This window comes from Streptomyces caelestis (genome assembly GCF_014205255.1).
Lineage (GTDB): Bacteria > Actinomycetota > Actinomycetes > Streptomycetales > Streptomycetaceae > Streptomyces > Streptomyces caelestis.
On the sequence record NZ_JACHNE010000001.1, the window covers coordinates 8,120,887 to 8,136,545 of the forward strand.

Here is a 15,659-nt window from a genome sequence, read left to right on the forward strand (position 1 = left end):
TACCGCACGACAGGCACCCGGGTGCGCGGGCTGCTGCTTCCCGCCCCGGGGCATCACTCCTGGTCTTCCTGGGCAGGCGAGACGTTGTTCTGTTCCGTTCCGTGTCGAACGCCTCAGGGAGCTTTCGTGTCCGCACCCGACAGTGATGCAGCCGCCGCGCCGGAGAGAGGGGACGACACGCCGCTGCGGCGTGCCATCGGCCCCAAGCTGATGGTGCTGTTCGTGATCGGCGACATCCTCGGCACCGGCATCTACGCCACCACCGGTCAGGTCGCCGGCAAGGTCGGCGGGGCGCTGTGGCTGCCGTTCGTCATCGGGTTCGTCGTGGCGATCCTGACCGCCGCCTCGTACGTCGAGCTCGTCGGCAAGTACCCGAAGGCGGCCGGCGCCGCGCTCTACACCCAGAAGGCCTTCCAGGTCCCGTTCCTGACCTTCATCGTCGCGTTCATGGTCATGTGCTCGGGCCTTTCCTCGGCGAGCGCGGCGGCCCGTGCCTTCAGCGGCGACTACCTGTCCGAGTTCACCGACTTCTTCCCGCCCACCCTCATCGCGATCCTGTTCATCCTCGCCCTGGCGGCCCTGAACCTGCGAGGCGTGTCGGAGTCCGTGAAGACCAACGTGGTCCTCACCGTGGTCGAACTGACCGGCCTGCTCGTCATCCTCACGATCGGCGCCTGGGCCGTCCTGACCGGTGACGGTGAACCCTCCCGGCTCGGTGAGTTCCAGGCGGAGGGCACCGGTTACGCGCTGCTCACCAGCGTGCTGGGGGCGACGGCCCTCGGCTTCTTCGCCTTCGTGGGCTTCGAGGACTCCGTCAACATGGCCGAGGAGACCAAGGACCCGGTGCGGACGTTCCCGCGCGCCATCTTCATCGGCGTCGCCGTCACCGGCACCATCTACGTCCTGGTCGCCCTGGTCTCCTCGCTGCTCGTCGACTACCGCGTGCTGGAGGACTCCAGCGGCCCGCTGCTGGAGGTCGTCAAGGCCGGCGGAATCGACTTCCCGCCCAAACTCTTCGCCCTGATCGCGCTGTTCGCGGTCACCAACTCGGCACTGATCAACATCATGATGGCGTCCCGCCTCTGCTACGGCATGGCGAACGAACGCATCCTGCCGCGGGCCCTGGGCCACGTGCTGCCCCGGCGCCGCACCCCGGTCGTCGGCATCGTCTTCGTCTCGCTCCTCGCCATCGGCCTGGTCTCCACCGGGGAGATCGAGGGCCTCGGCGACACCACGGCCTTCCTCCTGCTGTGCGTCTTCGCCGTCGTCAACATCGCCGTCCTGGTCCTGCGCCGCGACCGCGTCGAACACCGGCACTTCCGGACGCCGACCGCCCTGCCGGTGCTCGGCGCGATCACCGCGCTGATCCTGGCCAGCCCGTTGTCCGACCGGCCCGCGGACGTCTACATCCGGGCGGGCGTGCTGGTGGCCATCGGCATCGGGCTGTGGGTGCTCAACAAGGCGGTGCTGAAGGCACGCGGCGAGGCGTGAGCGGCACGACTGCCGGGCGGTGCGCCGGGAACCGGCACCGGGCCACCACGCCTCCCGCGCGACGGCGGCGGGAACGTGGTGGCCCGGCAGGGGGTGTTTCGAGGTGGGTCGGGGACGGGTCAGCGGGTGAACGTGACCCGGTGTTCCTTCATGGCGCCGCAGTTGGAGCCGTACACCTGCACGTACACGTTGTTGATGCTGCCGCCCCAGTCGACGCAGTGCCCCTTGCCGTAGACGTAGGTCGGTCCGGCGAAGGACGTGAAGCGCCCGACGTCCTCGTGGCTTTCCTCGGTGGCGGGGACGAAGATCCACGCGCCCATGTCCACCGCGGTGCCCGGGTTGTTGCGGATGGTCGTGACGCAGTTCTGCCCGTTGGAGGCGTTGTACGTCAGGTAGACCGTGCCGAGGGAGCCGACGGCCGCCGAGTTCACGGTCTTGTAGGCGCTTCCGCAGACCTTCTGCGGAGTGGTGTTGGGCGCGGCGGAGGCCGGTGACGCCAGGGCGGTCGTGGTCCCCACCGTCAGCGCCGCCAAGGCGGACGCGGCCAGGAAGGAACGGGTAAATCTCATATTTCCCCCTTGCAACTCTTCGAGGCGGTTGCTCCTGCATGGTGTGACCCGCCGGGCATCCAAAGGGTTGTGCCTCAGCTCCCAGGAAAATCCGGTGAGTTGGGGCGCGGTCGCGCGAGAGTCCCGTTCGCGGGGCGGCCGTCCGCGGCAGGACCCCGGCCGGACTCCGGGCCCCGCCTCGGGAGGCGCCCGAGCATGCCCATGCCCCGCCGCTTTTACTCACGAGCCCTTTACGGCACACGTGAGATCCAGAGGATCTGCTCAGGGGTGTCACACATGCTGCACATCCCCCTTCCAAAGTCTCGTTAGCGTTACAGCTCGATCCCACGTGCGAACGTGACCATGCCGCGGCCGGTGAGCCGTCGGTACAGCCAGATCGGGAAGACCACACATGGACTACTGCTCCTCGTGCCGTCGGCACCTCAACGGCGCCCTGGTCTGCCCGGGGTGCGGCGCCTACGCCCCGGACATCGACCCCTCCGCCGACGACGGCCGTAGCGGCCCGCGGGCGTGGGAGTACCCGGCCGCCTCCGGCGCATGGCCCGACGGGACCGTGCGCGACCGGAACGTGTGGGACGACGGGAGTGTGTGGGACACCAACGGCGCCGGCACGCGGGAGCTCCCTCTCCCGCACACCGGCTCGTCCGGCGGCCAGGAGACCCCGGACACGGACCCGTCCGACGGTCACGAGGCCGCGGACACCACCGGGGCCGACGGCTACCAGGCCCCGCAGCAGGGACGGGCGGCGCGGCGTCGGCAGATGGCCCGCTGGAAGAAGAACCAGCGCCGGGCCGTGGTGGCGACCGCCGTCGCGCTCGTCGGAGGCGGTCTCACCGTCGCCGCCATGAACGGCAACTCCACGCACGGCGTGCAGTCGGCCACGGCACCCGAGGACACGACCATGGGTGGCGCCGACGGACAGGCGCCGACGTACACCGAACCGACGTCGACCCGGCGCGACACCCCCCGGTCCTCGCCCACGCCCGCCTCTCCGCCGCACACCGACCGCAGCTCCCAGCGCGAGCAGCCCCGGGCCACCGCTCCCCGCGGCACCCCGGCGGCCCCCCGGACGGACGCGGCCGCCGCACCTCGCGAGCTGCCGAAGACGACGCAGCCGAGGACCACCGTCCCGGACACCGTCGACAAGGTCACCGGCACCGCCGACAAGTCCACCTCGACGGTGACCGAGCAGACCGCACCGCCCGCCGCCGGCACCGGTTCGGACACGCAGCAGGACGCGTCACCCGAGACGCCCCCGTCCGCGGCGAGCCCCACTCCGCCGCCCGCGAACTCCGGCTCCGACTCCGACTCCAAGGAGCTCTGCCTGCTCGTCGTCTGCCTGGGCTGAACCCCGCGCGGGCGGTCGGCGAAATCCGGTGGCCGCACCGCGGCCGCCTTCGTACCTTCGGGCGCATGGCAGACGAGTGCTTCCGGCATCCCAGGCTCGCCGCGGTCTACGACGCGCTCGACCCCGACCGCGCCGATCTCGGACCGTACCTGCGCATGGCGGAGGAGTCCGGGGCGCGCCGGGTACTCGACATCGGCTGCGGCACGGGCGTGTTCGCGCTGCTGCTGGCGGAACGCGGCGTCGACGTCGTCGGCGTCGATCCCGCCGGCGCGTCCCTGGACGTGGCACGCGGCAAGCCGGGCGGCGGGCGGGTGCGGTGGATCCACGGCGACGCGACGACCCTCCCGCCCCTGACCGCCGACCTCGCGACGATGACGGGCAACGCCGCCCAGGCGGTCGTCGATCCCGAGGACTGGCGCAGGACCCTGCGGGGGGCCCGCGAGGCGCTGCGGCCCGGCGGCCGTTTCGTGTTCGAGACCCGGGTTCCGGCCCGACGCGCCTGGGAGGAGTGGAACCGCGAGGCCAGCCACACCGTGACGGACGTCCCCGGTGCCGGTGCCGTCGAGTCCTGGGTCGAACTGCTCGATGTGAGCGGGCCGCTGGTGACGTTCCGGTGGACCTACGTGTTCGCTTCGGACGGGCAGGTGCTGACGTCGGACTCGACGCTGCGCTTCCGCGAGCGGGAGGAGGTCGAGGCGGAACTCGTCGCGCAGGGCTATGTGGTGGAGGGCGTGCGCGACGCGCCCGACCGGCCGGGCCGGGAGTTCATGTTCGTCGCACGGCGTCCGCGAAAAACAGCGGACTGACGCGGGCCCCGCCGCCTCCGGGCAAGCGGAATCCGCCCGTACCTGCACCCCGATGCCGGCCGGGAGTTGCGTGACCCGGGCGTCGCCCGTGGCCGGGCCCTTGCGGACGTTCACGAACCCGCCCCAGGTGCCGGACCATGTCCCCGCCGGCCGCGCGCCGCCCGGCACGTTCAGCGCGCGGGTCAGCCGGCCCAGGTCGGTGTACGCCTTCCCGTACGACGTGCCGACCGGATGCAGCGTCAGTACGGCCACGATCGTGCGGTCGTCCGCGCCCACCGTGCCGGTGGTGTGCAGGGCCGGGCGGGTGAGGTCCACGCCGGCGGCGGCCTGGGCGGTCGTCGCCGGCCGGGGCAGTGCCGCCGCGCCGCCCGGCAGCGAAGCGACCGTGACGACGGTCGCGAGCGCCGCGGCGCCGCGCAGAAGTATGCGCATGGTTGCCCTTCCTGGTCGCCGGTGGTCCGGTAGCCCGGTGCCCGGTCGCACGGTTGTCCGGCGGAGCTTGGTCCCGCGCCGACACATGAGGAGCCCGAGCGGTGCGGCCGGTCCTGACGAACGTCAGGGCTCCCCCGAAAGGGGCGACCTGTGGCGTTCGACCCTGATAAGTGTCAGGTGTCGCGGGTGCGTTGACGCCCGTACGGTCACGACCGGAACACCCGCCGACCCACAGAAAGAGGGCTCATGAGCCGCCGATCACTCAAGACACTGCTGGCCGCCGGGGGCGCCGCCGCGGTGATGGCGCTCCTCCCCACCTCCGCCCAGGCCGCACCGCACTCGGGCGGCAACTACGGGGCCTACGGGAACGAGGGGCAGTACCCCACGACCTCCTACTGCTCGGGCACGTTCCGGCAGATCGGGGCCACCAAGTACGCCGAAGGCATGGCCCTGAAGTACTTCTACTCCGACAAGTGCGGCTCCTTCGCCCGGATCGAGAACTCCCGGCCCGGCTGCGTCGCCGTACTCCAGCGTTCCAACAGCGGCGTGGGCCGTGTCGACGGCTGGGTCTCCGAGACCGTCGACCCCGGCATCACCTACGCCTACACGCAGATGGGCAACAACCTCAACGGCCGCGTCTCGCGCGCCGTGCTCTCGTGCGACGGCCACGACCTGACCGAGACCGGCTGGTACTGAGCACGAACCTGTGGCGGGCCACCGATCTCCCGGTGGCCCGCCACAGGCGTGTGGAGGGCAGGTGCGTCAGCAGTCCGGGACGCCGGCGATCTTCTGGCCGCCGCGGATGTACAGGTTGTTCACCCAGGCGACGTCGCTGCCCGAGAGCTCCATGACGGCGGTCCACCAGTTGTTGGTGCCGACGGCCGGGTCGTGCACGGTCTGGCCCTGCTTCTGGCAGATGGCGTCCGCCCACCACTGCGAACGGACCGCGAGGCGCGGGGAGTTGGTGGTCGGCTCCTGGCGCAGGTTGACGTCGGTGGCCCAGATGTAGACGTCGGTCAGAGCCGGGTCGCCGCCGTTTGCGACGGCCGGGGCCGCCTGCGCCGTGGTGGCGAGGCCGCCGACGGCGAGCGCGGCGACGGCGAGGCCCATGGCGGTACGGCTGATCATTCGCTTCATGTGTCTGTCCCCCGTAGGACGATTGGTGAGGATGGTGTGACCGGACGCGGTCATGTCCCGGGTCAGCAGCGCGCCGAGGCGGGCAGGTCGCCGTACTCGTTGCCCTTGAGGTACACGGCGCTGACGTAGCCCTCGAGGAGCTTCACCCAGACGTCGTTGCTGTAGCCGTTGTCGGTGATGCGCTGGCCGCGGGTCCAGCAGTAGGCGCCGAGCGGCTGCCCCGCCGGAACGGTGGCGAGAATTCCGTAGGAAGTACTCGGCCGTAGCGGACGTTGACGGTCTCGTACGGTACGACCGCGTACGGCGCGGCCATGACGCGAGCGCCGCCCTGCTCGCCGGCGGCGGACGCGGCCGCGGTGCCGGCGGTGAGCGGACCGAGCAGTGCGAGCGCCCCGGCGCCGACGAGCGCGGCCCTGGCGAAGATGCGAGTGGACATGTCGAGTTCCCCCTGAGGTGTGGCCGACGCTCAGAACTGTAGAGAGAGCAGGGGCGACGCGGTCCCTGACAATTGTCAGGGTCGTGCGGGACAACAGGGGTACGGGCGAGGGTACTTGGCCCTGCCGGCGTGGACGGCGCGATACGGCCGAAAACAGCTCGACGAGCAGAACCACCTCTGCCTACGATCCATCGCGCGGCATCGCGTGCCGGTCACCGTCCGGGTGAGGCATGGAGGCGCCGCGGAGATGCCCGTGGAGGCATTCAACCGTGTCAGTCGAGTTCAATCACACCATCGTCCTGTCCCGTGACCGGGAGAAGTCCGCCCGTTTTCTGGCGGAGATCCTGGGTCTGGAGGTCGGGGCACCGGCCGGGGTGTTCCTGCCGGTGACGACCGCCAACGGCGTCACGCTGGACTTCCTCACCATCGACGCCGACATTCCCATGCAGCACTACGCGTTCCTCGTCTCCGAGGACGAGTTCGACGAGGCCCTCGCCCGGCTCGTCGCGGCCCGGATCCCGATCCAGGCCGACCCGCACGGCAACCACCCGCGCAAGATCAACCGCCACGACGGCGGCCGGGGCGTGTACTTCCTCGACCCGGCGGGCCACGGCCTGGAGATCATCACCCGCCCGTACGGCACGGACCCGTCCTCGCCGCTGAACGGCGTCACGGAGGACGTGCCCGGGGCCGTCTGAGCCGGCCCGGGGCCGGGGACGGGGCGACACCGCTCCCGTGCCCGGCCCCACCGCTCCCGTGCGAGCGGGCCGTTCAGCCGTCGTCCTTCAGCGCCGGGGGAGCCGGCTCGGAGCCGGTGTCCGGTGTGTGGTCGCGGCGGGGGAGCAGGGCGGGGGTGAAGAGGAGCAGGACGCCGGCGACGGCGATGGCCGTACGGGGGCCGGTCAGGTGGGCCAACAGGCCCCACAGGGCGGTCACGGCCGCCGTGGTGGCCTTGCCGGTGGCCGACCATGCGGACAGGGTGCGGGTGACCCGGTCCGTGGGGGTCCGTTCGAGGCGAAACGTGGCGAACACCGGATTGAACACGGCACAGCAGGTGATCAGCCCGAACTCCACCACCATCACCAGCGCCGGCCCGGCCGCACCGGGGCCGACGAAGGCCAGCCCGAGCGACCAGCACGCCCGCAGCGCCCCGGCGGTGAGCATGACCCGCTGCCGCCCGAACCGCGTGACGAGCCGTGGTGCCAGACGTGAGCCGAGCAGGCCGCCCGTGCAGGGCAGTGCGAAGGCGAGCGCGTACTGCCAGGGGGCGAACCGCAGATCATCGACCATCAGGACCATGAGCGGGGGAGAGGCCGCCATGATCAGGGAGTTGGCGAGGACCGTGTTGAAGAAGAGCGGGCGCAGCGCCGGGTCGGCCAGGATGTACCGCCAGCCGTCGAGCAGGTCGCCCGCCCGGGGGCGGGCGGAGCCGGACGCGGGCCGCACCGGGGGTTTCTCCTCGCCGCCGATCGCCCGGAGGGCGCACGCCGAGAGCAGATAGCTCACCGCGTCGGCCACCACGGTCGTCACCGGGCCGAACAGCCCGATCGCGGCCCCGCCCAGCGGCGGCCCGACCATGCTGGCCGTCCAGGTCGTCGCCTCGAACCGCCCGTTCGCGACGAGCAGGTCCCGCCGCGGCACCAGCTCCTTCAGGAACGCCCCGGCCGCCGCGTTGAAGGTGATGTCGGACGCCGCCACGGCCACGGACACCAGCAGCAGCTGGCCGAAGCTCAGCCGGCCCAGGGCGAACGCCACGGGGATGCTCAGCAGCACCGCGCACCGGACCAGGTCCGTCGCGATCATCACCGGCCGTTTACGGCGGACCTCCACCCACGGCCCGAGCGGCACCGACACCGCCGCGCCGACCGCCGGTCCCACCGCCGCCAGCAGCGACACCTGCGTCGGTCCGGCGTCCAGCGCCAGGACCGCGATCAGCGCGAACGCGTCGAACGCGAGCCAAGTGCCGGCCGTGCTCACCGCGTACGCGCCCCACAGCCACCCGAACCGCCGCCCCAGCGCCCGCCTGCCCGCCATACCCGGCGCACACTCCCAGCTCCCGCGGACAACCCCGTGTTGACCGGCAGCCATCCAAGCGGGCACCGGGATGCCCGGGCAAACAACCGTCCGTCACCCGAGCCACAACCAACCGTTGTGACACACGGAGACACGGGCAAGGGCGGTCCCACCCGTGAGCCGCCTCAGCCGCGTGAGCCCCCTCAGCGCTGGTAGAGACCCACCAGCGCGCCGTCCGCGATGCGGCGCTTCTCGACCTCGTCGTGCACCTGGTCCGCGCGGGGCGCGTCGGGCAGGACGCACGGTTCGGACAGGGCGTAGAGCCGGAAGAAGTAGTGGTGTGCGTCGTCCCCGGGCGGGGGATGCGGGCCGCCCCAGCCACGCTGCCCGTAGCCGTTGACGAGTTCCGTGCCGCCCGGTGGGCAGTGCCCGGCCTCGACGCCGTCGCTGTGCGGGTCGATGCCGACCACGACCCAGTGCGCGAAGGTGCCCGACGGGGCGTCGGGATCCTCGCAGAGCAGGACCAGTTCGGCCGCGTCGTCCGGTACGCCGCTCCAGGTCAGCGGCGGAGAGACGTTCGGTCCCTCGTACGCGTACCGGCGCGCGATGAAGGAGTGGTCGTTGAACGCGTCGCTGCGCAGTTCGATGCCGGTCATGTGGCCCGGGGTACCCCCGGTGGACCACCCGGACACACGGTTCACGGCCGTTTCCCCCGGGTACCCGAGTCTTCCCGAACGAGGTAGGGGACGGAGGCCACGAGCATGTCTCCCCTGGCAGAAGACCGCGCGGCGGATGCCCGGGAGGACCGCCGCGCCCCCGTCCGCACCGCACGACTGCGCAACCGCATCCCCGAGCCCGACGAGGAACCCGACCTCCTCGGCCAGTACCTCACGCAGATCGCGGCGACACCGCTGCTCAGCGCGGAGGACGAGGTACGGCTGGCCCGGCGGATGCAAGTCGGCGTGCGGGCACTGGAGGAACTGGAACAGGCCGACGCCGGTGAGCGCGACCTCACGCCGAAGCGGCGCGGGGAGCTGGAGGAGGCCGCCCGGGACGGGCAGGCCGCCAAGGACCACATGGTCCGGGCCAACCTCCGGCTCGTCGTGTCGATGGCCAAACGGCACGCCCACCGGGGGCTGCCCCTGCTGGACGTCATCCAGGAGGGCAACCTGGGGCTGATCCGGGCCGTGGAGAAGTTCGACCACACCAAGGGCTTCAAGTTCTCCACGTACGCGAACTGGTGGATCCGCCAGGCGATCGAGCGGGGCCTGGCCGCGCACGCGCGCACCGTACGGCTGCCGATGCACGTCGTCGAGCAGCTCCAGAAGGCCGCCAAGATCGAACGGCGGCTGCGACTGGACCTGGGACGCGAACCGAGCGTCGGGGAGGTGGCCCGGGAGAGCGGCCTCGCCGCCGACAGGATCGGCTGGCTGCGCCGCGTCGGCCGGCAGGCCGTCAGCCTGGACACGCCCGTGGACGAGGCCGGCGAGACCGTCGTCGGCGACCTCATCCCCGACACCGAGGTGCTCCAGGCCCCGGAGGTGGCCGAGTACAGGGCACTCGCCGAGGAACTGCGCGAGGCCGTCGGCACGCTCGCGCCCCGCGAGGCCATGATCCTCAGCCTCCGCTACGGCCTGCACGACGGCCGCACCCGCACCCGCGACGAGGTCGCCCGCCGCGTCGGCCTGACCCGCGAGCGGGTACGCCGGCTGGAGAAGGAGTCCCTCGCCCGGCTGCGGGCGCCCGAGAACCGGGAGCGGCTGGTGGCCTGGGCGGGCTGACTCCCGGCTCCTGCGGCGCCGGCCACGACCGGTTCATCCGCGCGTCAACGCCAGCGAGCCGCCTGGCTCCAGCGTCACCCCGACCCCGCCGCTGATCCGGTCGAGTGTCGTCCGCAGCCACAGGCGGTCCGCCCGGGACGCGGGCTCCAGTCGCATCCGGCGCGCCCGCAGCGGCACCATGCGCAACCCCGCCAGCCGGCCGCTGTCCGCCTCGACCGAGGCGAGGAACGCCAGCCGCAGATCGTCCCGGTACTCCTCGTAGCCGGTGATGCCCTCGTAGTCGTCGACGAAGTCGCCGCAGCCGTACAGGATCAGCCGGTCCCGGTACACCTCCAGCGGTCGGGGGTGGTGCGAGGAGTGGCCGTGGACGACGTCGACCCCGCCGTCCACCAGGGCGTGCGCGAAGCGGACCTGCTCCCGGGGCACACGGAACCCCCAGTTCGTGCCCCAGTGCACGGACACGACGAGCACGTCACCGGCCCGGCGGACCCGCCCGACGTGCCGCAGCACGGAGTCGGCCGCGGCGGGCACGAGTTCGGGCACGTACGCCACACCGGGCAGGTCCGCCGTCGCCGCCCAGCCGGACGGGATGCCGCTGGAACGCGCCCCGAGGGCGAGGACCAGCAGTCGGCGGCCGCCGGGCAGGGGGACGGCGGCGGGCGCGTACGCCTGCTCGGCGTCACGTCCCGCACCCGCCGTCCGCAGGCCCGCCCGGGCCAGCGCGTCCAGGGTCTCCAGCAGACCCGGACGGCCGAAGTCCAGAACGTGGTTGTTGGCGAGGCCGGTCACGTCGGGCCGGGCCACGGCCAGGGCCGGCAGGTTGGCCGGGTGCATCCGGTAGTGGATCTCCTTGTCCGGGGCGAACGTGTCACCGGACGTCACCGACGTCTCCAGGTTCACGATCCGGACGTCCGGGGCGGCCTCGTCCAGCACCCGCAGTGCCTCGCCCCACGGCCAGGACGGATCGACGGGGGCGGGCACCGGGCCGTACGCCGACTCCGCCAGCCGGACGTAGGACCGCGCGTCGACGACGTACGCCTCCCGCAGTGCCGGATCACCGGGGTGCGCCAGAATCTGGTCGACGCCGCGCCCGAGCATCACGTCACCGCACAGGAACAGCGTCACGACGCCGCGGCCCACACCTCCACGGTAGGCGCACCCCGGCCGGCAGGGTCACGCGTCGACCGTCACCGCGCACGACCACCCGTACGGATCCGGCCCGATCCGCAGCTCGTGCCACGCGACGCCCCTCGGAACCGCCCCGGTGATCTCCACGTTCGCGAGACCGGTCACCGCCAGCCGTACGTCCAGGCCGCCGTCGGCCTCGTCCGCCTCCACGTCCACCGGCACCTGGCCGTACTCCTCCAGCCGGAAGATGATCTCGTCCAGCAGCGAGGCGAGCAGGTCGTCGTCGCTGGCCGCGGCCAGCCGCAGCCGGTCCACGGCGGTCGGACGGACCCCGGAGAGGTCCGCGAAGCACTCCACCATCGCCAGGACGGCCTCCGCCAGACAGTGCTCCCGGCACGCCGCCCACGCCTCGATCCTGATGTCGCCCGGATGCGGCACCGCCCGGTGCCCACAGTCACCCGGTTGCCGTCCCTGCCCGTCGTCGCCCCTGTCACCGCCCATGAACATCGACTGCCCGAGGCTCGCGCCCCCATGCAGCGACCGGCACCGAGCGTGGATCAGACGGGCTCGTCCGCGAGGTACGGCGGCGCCGGGTCGTACTGGATGTGGCGGCGCACGGCCCTGGCGTGGTCACGGCCGTGCAGCCGGCCGACGAGCCACAGCGCGCTGTCGATGCCGGCCGAGACGCCCTGGCTGGTGACCAGGTTGCCGTCCACGACGTAGCGGACGTCCCGGGCGACCGTCACGTCACCGAGTGCCTCCAGGGTGTCCTCCTGGCTCCAGTGCGTGGCCACCCGCCGCCCGCGTGCGGGACCCGCGGCGTGCAGCAGGAACGTGCCGGTGCACACGCCGTGCACCCACGCGGCCCGCTCCGCCGTCTTCCCGATCCAGTCGGTGACCACCGGGTTGTGCACCTGGACCTCGCGCGCCCCCCGGCCGCCCGGCACGTGCAGCACGTCGAGCGGCGGATGGTCGTCCACGGTGTGGTCGGGCAGGACGCGCAGGCCCTTGTTGCAGCGCACCGGGCCGGAGTGCTCGGCGACGAGCACAGCCGTGTCGGCGCCGTCGCGGAGCCGGGCGGAGACGTTGAAGACCTCCCAGGGGCCCACGAAGTCGAGCTCCTCGGCGTCCTCGAAGACCAGCAGGCCGTATGTCGTCATACGGGTTCCCCTTTCAGTGAGACACGGTGAGCGTTCCAGGAGACGTGGTGAGCGCCGGTTCTAGGAGACGTGGTGAGCGCCGGCGGGTTCCGCGGTGGAGCGGAAGCGGGCGCGGTAGTCCGACGGTGCGGTGCCGAGCCGGCGGTGGAACGTGCGGCGCAGGGTCTCGGCGGTGGCGAAGCCGTAGCGGCGGGCGATGGCCTCGACCGGTTCGTCCCCCTCGGTGAGGGCGCGCTGGGCCGCCTCGACGCGCACCCGCTCGACGTACGCGGCCGGCGGCACGCCCAGTTCGGCGGTGAAACGGCGCTGGAGGTGCCGTGGGCTCAGCCCGGCGTGCGCGGCCAGCCCGGCGATGTCGTGCCGGGCGCCCGGATCGGCGTGGATCGCGGTGACGGCGGCCCGCACCGGGTCCGTCGCCGGCTGCCGCGCCCACAACGCCACGCTGAACTGCGACTGGCCGCCCGGCCGGCGCAGGAACAGCACCAGCCGGCGGGCCACCGCGTGCGCGACGTCCCGGCCCAGATCGTCCTCCACCAGGGCGAGCGCCAGATCCATACCGGCCGTCACACCGGCCGACGTCCACACCCGCCCGTCCCGGACGAAGATCGGCTCGCAGTCCACCCGCACCTCGGGGTGCTCCCGGGCCAACTGCTCCTCGCGCGCCCAGTGCGTGGTGACCCGGCGCCCGTCCAGCAGCCCCGCCGCCGCCAGCAGGAACACCCCGCTGCACACCGAGGCGACGCGCCGCGCACCGGCCGCCGCGGCGGCGATCCAGGAGACCAGCGCCGCGTCCTGCCGGGCCCGGTCGACACCCCCGCCGCCGACCACCACGAGCGTGTCGATCCCGGCCGGGCCGAGGTCCGCCACGCCGTGCTCGGCATGCACGAGCAGCCCGCTGCCCGACCTGACGGGTCCCGCCCGGGGCGCCACGACCTCGCAGACGTAGTCGTCGCCCGCGCTGTGGAACACCTCGTGCGGGCCGGTGAGATCGAGCGGCTGGAAGCCGTCGAAGACGACGAAGACGATACGGCGATCGGTCACGCCTCCACGCTCCTCCGGTCGGCGGTATGGCGTCAACGACACGCATCCCACAGATCGCGCCATGCGGATGACGGGACGGCAGTCGTGGTGTGGGTAGGCGGGCGGAAGGACCGGGAACCGGAGGGCGAACGGCCCCGCGATTCCGGGAACTGGGGGAGAGGAGGCCTCCGATGATCTCCCAGACCGTCCTCGTGCCCGCCGACGGCGTGACGCTCACCGGTGATCTGACCGTGCCGCCGGCCGCCCGCGCGGTCGTGCTGTTCGCGCACGGCAGTGGCAGCTCCCGGCACAGTCCCCGCAACCGTGAGGTCGCCGCCGGCCTGCGCACCGTCGGTCTCGGCACCCTGCTGATCGACCTGCTCACCGAGGAGGAGGAACGGCTGGACGTCCGCACCGCCGAACTCCGCTTCGACATCCCCCTGCTGGGCCGTCGGCTGGTGGCCGCCATCGACTGGCTGGCACAGTCGCCCGGCACCCAGGGCCTGCCCGTCGTCCTGTTCGGCGCCAGCACCGGCGCGGGCGCGGCCCTGGTCGCCGCCGCCGAACGCCCCGACCGGGTGCCGGCGGTCGTCTCGCGCGGCGGGCGGCCCGACCTGGCGGGCGACGCCCTGGACGCCGTCCGGGCTCCGGTGCTGCTGATCGTGGGCGGCCGGGACCGGCAGGTGCTGCGGCTCAACGAGGAAGCGGCCCGGCGGCTGCACGTCCCGCACACCCTCCACGTGGTGCCCGGCGCCACGCATCTGTTCGAGGAGCGGGGCGCGCTCGACCAGGTCACCGAGGTGGCCCGGCAGTGGTGCCACGACCAGCTGCGGACGGTGGCCGGCTGACGGCGGCCCGCGTCAGCCGGCCACCGGCACGTCGATGCGCAACCGGGCGCCCTGCCGCAGCAGTTCCCGCTGCACGAGCCGGTACGGCACACCCCGCGGCCCGTGCCCGTGGCGCACGGTCAGCGCGGCGCACACGCCGGCCGCCTGCCCGGTGGCCATCGCGATCGGCATGACCCGGTACGACGAGTGCGCCACGTGCGTCCCCGAGATGCAGCGGCCCGCCACCAGCAGCCGCTCCGTGCCCTTCGGCACGAGGCAGCGCAGCGGGATGTCGTAGAAGCTGCCCGTGGGCACCCGCTTCAGGACCGTTCCGGAGCCGCGCGGGTTGTGGATGTCGACCGGGTAGGCGCCGTGCGCGACGACGTCCGGGAAGCGGCGGGCGGCCAGGATGTCGTGGCCGGTGAGGTGGTAGTCGCCGACCACGCGCCGGGTCTCCCGGACGCCGATGTGGGTGCCGCTCTGCACCACGTACGACTCCTCGAAGCCGGGCACGCGCGTGCGCAGGAAGCGGTCGATCTGCGCGAGCTGGTGCCGGGCGGTGTACTCGGCCCGGGTCAGGTCCCACACGCTGGTGCCGAGCACCCTGTTCACGCGGGTGCTGTTGATGCTGACCTCGCGCGGGTGCGGCGTCGCGAAGAACAGGATGTCCTCGCGCGGCAGCCGCAGATCACCGTCGGCCCGGGCCTCCTCGACCAGGTCCCACAGGCCGTGCACCCCGCGCCACTGGTCGGGATGTTCCCGCACGTACTCCGCGAAGTCGGGCCGGGCGAAGTCCGCGACCCGGAACATCAGCGTCATCGGCTGCACCAGCCCGTCCTCCGGCCGGCCGATCTCGTACGGCGCCCCGCAGGCCGCCGCGACGTCGCCGTCGCCCGTGCCGTCCACGACCACGTCGGCGTCGATCACCACCGGCCCCGACTTGGTCTCGAACACCACACGCCAGCCGTCGTCGAGGCGCAGCGCGGTGGAGGCGAAGGCGTGGAACAGCATCCGCACACCCGCCTCGTCCATCATCTCGAGCAGGACCAGCTTGAAGAGCTCCGGGTCGAAGGGAACCGTGTATCCGGTCCTCGGGGAGGGCTTCAGACAGCCGCCGCGCCCCATGAGCCGGTCCAGCAGCTGCCACAGCACGCCCTGGACGACCGGTTCGCCCTCGCCGTGGTCGGTGGGGAGCAGCCGGGCTTCGTCCCCGGACTCGGTGAACGTGGCCTGCCTGTGCTCGTTGTGGAACGACATCAGCGGCATGACCAGCGCCGCGGTCGCGTTGCCGCCGAGGAACCCGTAGCGCTCCACCAGGACGACCTCGGCCCCGGCGTCGGCCGCCGCGACCGCGGCGGCGCACCCGGCCGGGCCGCCGCCGACCACCAGGACCTGCGTCCGGCCGCCGTGCTGGGCGGGCCGCTCGGGCAGGGTGACCGTGCGGGGCTCGCGCGGTTCTTGCAGGATCGGCATCGGTGTCCTCCCGCGGGCGGGGCCTCGGCTTCGGCGCC

17 protein-coding genes are annotated in these 15,659 nt (G+C 72.7%); 7 read left to right on the top strand and 10 right to left on the bottom strand.

The window, feature by feature from the left end; translation table 11 throughout:
- The first annotated feature begins 210 nt into the window (after nucleotides 1-210).
- Complete coding sequence (locus HDA41_RS36735) at nucleotides 211-1,491, top strand: APC family permease (protein ID WP_230299522.1); 1,281 nt, start codon at nucleotides 211-213, stop codon at nucleotides 1,489-1,491.
- A 119-nt stretch (nucleotides 1,492-1,610) separates the two neighbouring features.
- On the opposite strand, the gene HDA41_RS36740 is transcribed toward HDA41_RS36735, so the two are convergent.
- The gene (locus tag HDA41_RS36740) at nucleotides 1,611-2,060 is read right to left on the bottom strand and encodes a spore-associated protein (protein ID WP_184991794.1); all 450 of its coding nucleotides are present in this window, start codon (nucleotides 2,058-2,060) and stop codon (nucleotides 1,611-1,613) included.
- A gap of 391 nt (nucleotides 2,061-2,451) precedes the next feature.
- Here HDA41_RS36740 and HDA41_RS36745 point away from each other — a divergent pair, with 391 nt between their 5' ends.
- The 3 genes from HDA41_RS36745 to HDA41_RS36755 all read left to right on the top strand — a co-directional run bounded on the left by HDA41_RS36745 (nucleotide 2,452) and on the right by HDA41_RS36755 (nucleotide 5,342).
- Nucleotides 2,452-3,408: an SCO2400 family protein gene (locus tag HDA41_RS36745; RefSeq protein ID WP_184991796.1), complete on the top strand. Its 957-nt coding sequence runs from the start codon at nucleotides 2,452-2,454 to the stop codon at nucleotides 3,406-3,408.
- A 65-nt stretch (nucleotides 3,409-3,473) separates the two neighbouring features.
- On the top strand, nucleotides 3,474-4,214 hold the full coding sequence (locus HDA41_RS36750) for a class I SAM-dependent methyltransferase (RefSeq protein ID WP_184991798.1): 741 nt from the start codon (nucleotides 3,474-3,476) through the stop codon (nucleotides 4,212-4,214).
- A gap of 678 nt (nucleotides 4,215-4,892) precedes the next feature.
- Nucleotides 4,893-5,342, top strand: a complete 450-nt coding sequence (locus tag HDA41_RS36755) for a hypothetical protein (RefSeq protein WP_184991800.1) — start codon at nucleotides 4,893-4,895, stop codon at nucleotides 5,340-5,342.
- 66 nt (nucleotides 5,343-5,408) lie between these two features.
- Here the strand turns inward: HDA41_RS36755 and HDA41_RS36760 are convergent, their stop codons facing one another.
- Entirely contained in the window at nucleotides 5,409-5,783 is a 375-nt protein-coding gene (locus tag HDA41_RS36760; protein ID WP_184991802.1) for a peptidase M23, read from the bottom strand.
- 142 nt (nucleotides 5,784-5,925) lie between these two features.
- Nucleotides 5,926-6,219, bottom strand: a complete 294-nt coding sequence (locus HDA41_RS36765) for a hypothetical protein (protein WP_230299499.1) — start codon at nucleotides 6,217-6,219, stop codon at nucleotides 5,926-5,928.
- Nucleotides 6,220-6,488: 269 nt separating this feature from the next.
- Here HDA41_RS36765 and HDA41_RS36770 point away from each other — a divergent pair, with 269 nt between their 5' ends.
- Nucleotides 6,489-6,917, top strand: a complete 429-nt coding sequence (locus tag HDA41_RS36770) for a VOC family protein (protein WP_184991804.1) — start codon at nucleotides 6,489-6,491, stop codon at nucleotides 6,915-6,917.
- A gap of 73 nt (nucleotides 6,918-6,990) precedes the next feature.
- On the opposite strand, the gene HDA41_RS36775 is transcribed toward HDA41_RS36770, so the two are convergent.
- Together HDA41_RS36775 and HDA41_RS36780 are read right to left on the bottom strand one after the other, a co-directional pair.
- The gene (locus HDA41_RS36775; protein WP_184991806.1) at nucleotides 6,991-8,253 is read right to left on the bottom strand and encodes an MFS transporter; all 1,263 of its coding nucleotides are present in this window, start codon (nucleotides 8,251-8,253) and stop codon (nucleotides 6,991-6,993) included.
- Nucleotides 8,254-8,435: 182 nt separating this feature from the next.
- The gene (locus HDA41_RS36780) at nucleotides 8,436-8,888 is read right to left on the bottom strand and encodes a YbhB/YbcL family Raf kinase inhibitor-like protein (RefSeq protein ID WP_184991808.1); all 453 of its coding nucleotides are present in this window, start codon (nucleotides 8,886-8,888) and stop codon (nucleotides 8,436-8,438) included.
- A gap of 105 nt (nucleotides 8,889-8,993) precedes the next feature.
- Between HDA41_RS36780 and HDA41_RS36785 the strand changes: the two genes are divergently transcribed.
- On the top strand, nucleotides 8,994-10,013 hold the full coding sequence (locus HDA41_RS36785) for a sigma-70 family RNA polymerase sigma factor (RefSeq protein ID WP_184991810.1): 1,020 nt from the start codon (nucleotides 8,994-8,996) through the stop codon (nucleotides 10,011-10,013).
- 33 nt (nucleotides 10,014-10,046) lie between these two features.
- On the opposite strand, the gene HDA41_RS36790 is transcribed toward HDA41_RS36785, so the two are convergent.
- Genes HDA41_RS36790 through HDA41_RS36805 form a run of 4 tightly spaced genes read right to left on the bottom strand, consistent with a single transcriptional unit; the run spans nucleotide 10,047 to nucleotide 13,342 of the window.
- Nucleotides 10,047-11,153 (bottom strand): CapA family protein, encoded by a 1,107-nt coding sequence (locus HDA41_RS36790; RefSeq protein ID WP_184991812.1) that lies wholly within the window; start codon nucleotides 11,151-11,153, stop codon nucleotides 10,047-10,049.
- A gap of 33 nt (nucleotides 11,154-11,186) precedes the next feature.
- Nucleotides 11,187-11,642 (bottom strand): archease, encoded by a 456-nt coding sequence (locus HDA41_RS36795; protein ID WP_184991814.1) that lies wholly within the window; start codon nucleotides 11,640-11,642, stop codon nucleotides 11,187-11,189.
- A 56-nt stretch (nucleotides 11,643-11,698) separates the two neighbouring features.
- Complete coding sequence (locus HDA41_RS36800; protein WP_184991816.1) at nucleotides 11,699-12,301, bottom strand: DJ-1/PfpI family protein; 603 nt, start codon at nucleotides 12,299-12,301, stop codon at nucleotides 11,699-11,701.
- 60 nt (nucleotides 12,302-12,361) lie between these two features.
- Nucleotides 12,362-13,342 (bottom strand): GlxA family transcriptional regulator, encoded by a 981-nt coding sequence (locus HDA41_RS36805; RefSeq protein ID WP_184991818.1) that lies wholly within the window; start codon nucleotides 13,340-13,342, stop codon nucleotides 12,362-12,364.
- 170 nt (nucleotides 13,343-13,512) lie between these two features.
- On the opposite strand from HDA41_RS36805, the gene HDA41_RS36810 reads away from it, so the two are divergent.
- On the top strand, nucleotides 13,513-14,169 hold the full coding sequence (locus HDA41_RS36810; protein ID WP_184991820.1) for a dienelactone hydrolase family protein: 657 nt from the start codon (nucleotides 13,513-13,515) through the stop codon (nucleotides 14,167-14,169).
- A 12-nt stretch (nucleotides 14,170-14,181) separates the two neighbouring features.
- Here the strand turns inward: HDA41_RS36810 and HDA41_RS36815 are convergent, their stop codons facing one another.
- The gene (locus HDA41_RS36815; RefSeq protein WP_184991822.1) at nucleotides 14,182-15,621 is read right to left on the bottom strand and encodes an FAD-dependent oxidoreductase; all 1,440 of its coding nucleotides are present in this window, start codon (nucleotides 15,619-15,621) and stop codon (nucleotides 14,182-14,184) included.
- Nucleotides 15,622-15,659: the final 38 nt, after the last annotated feature.

What these genes read in the sequence shown, in the direction of transcription:
- HDA41_RS36795 (WP_184991814.1), bottom strand. Translation starts at nt 11,642, where the DNA reads ATGGGCGGTGACAGGGGCGACGACGGGCAGGGACGGCAACCGGGTGAC.
- HDA41_RS36765 (WP_230299499.1), bottom strand. Translation starts at nt 6,219, where the DNA reads ATGTCCACTCGCATCTTCGCCAGGGCCGCGCTCGTCGGCGCCGGGGCG.
- HDA41_RS36745 (WP_184991796.1), top strand. Translation starts at nt 2,452, where the DNA reads ATGGACTACTGCTCCTCGTGCCGTCGGCACCTCAACGGCGCCCTGGTC.
- HDA41_RS36775 (WP_184991806.1), bottom strand. Translation starts at nt 8,253, where the DNA reads ATGGCGGGCAGGCGGGCGCTGGGGCGGCGGTTCGGGTGGCTGTGGGGC.
- HDA41_RS36750 (WP_184991798.1), top strand. Translation starts at nt 3,474, where the DNA reads ATGGCAGACGAGTGCTTCCGGCATCCCAGGCTCGCCGCGGTCTACGAC.
- HDA41_RS36785 (WP_184991810.1), top strand. Translation starts at nt 8,994, where the DNA reads ATGTCTCCCCTGGCAGAAGACCGCGCGGCGGATGCCCGGGAGGACCGC.
- HDA41_RS36800 (WP_184991816.1), bottom strand. Translation starts at nt 12,301, where the DNA reads ATGACGACATACGGCCTGCTGGTCTTCGAGGACGCCGAGGAGCTCGAC.
- HDA41_RS36760 (WP_184991802.1), bottom strand. Translation starts at nt 5,783, where the DNA reads ATGAAGCGAATGATCAGCCGTACCGCCATGGGCCTCGCCGTCGCCGCG.
- HDA41_RS36755 (WP_184991800.1), top strand. Translation starts at nt 4,893, where the DNA reads ATGAGCCGCCGATCACTCAAGACACTGCTGGCCGCCGGGGGCGCCGCC.
- HDA41_RS36780 (WP_184991808.1), bottom strand. Translation starts at nt 8,888, where the DNA reads ATGACCGGCATCGAACTGCGCAGCGACGCGTTCAACGACCACTCCTTC.
- HDA41_RS36740 (WP_184991794.1), bottom strand. Translation starts at nt 2,060, where the DNA reads ATGAGATTTACCCGTTCCTTCCTGGCCGCGTCCGCCTTGGCGGCGCTG.
- HDA41_RS36815 (WP_184991822.1), bottom strand. Translation starts at nt 15,621, where the DNA reads ATGCCGATCCTGCAAGAACCGCGCGAGCCCCGCACGGTCACCCTGCCC.
- HDA41_RS36810 (WP_184991820.1), top strand. Translation starts at nt 13,513, where the DNA reads ATGATCTCCCAGACCGTCCTCGTGCCCGCCGACGGCGTGACGCTCACC.
- HDA41_RS36735 (WP_230299522.1), top strand. Translation starts at nt 211, where the DNA reads ATGGTGCTGTTCGTGATCGGCGACATCCTCGGCACCGGCATCTACGCC.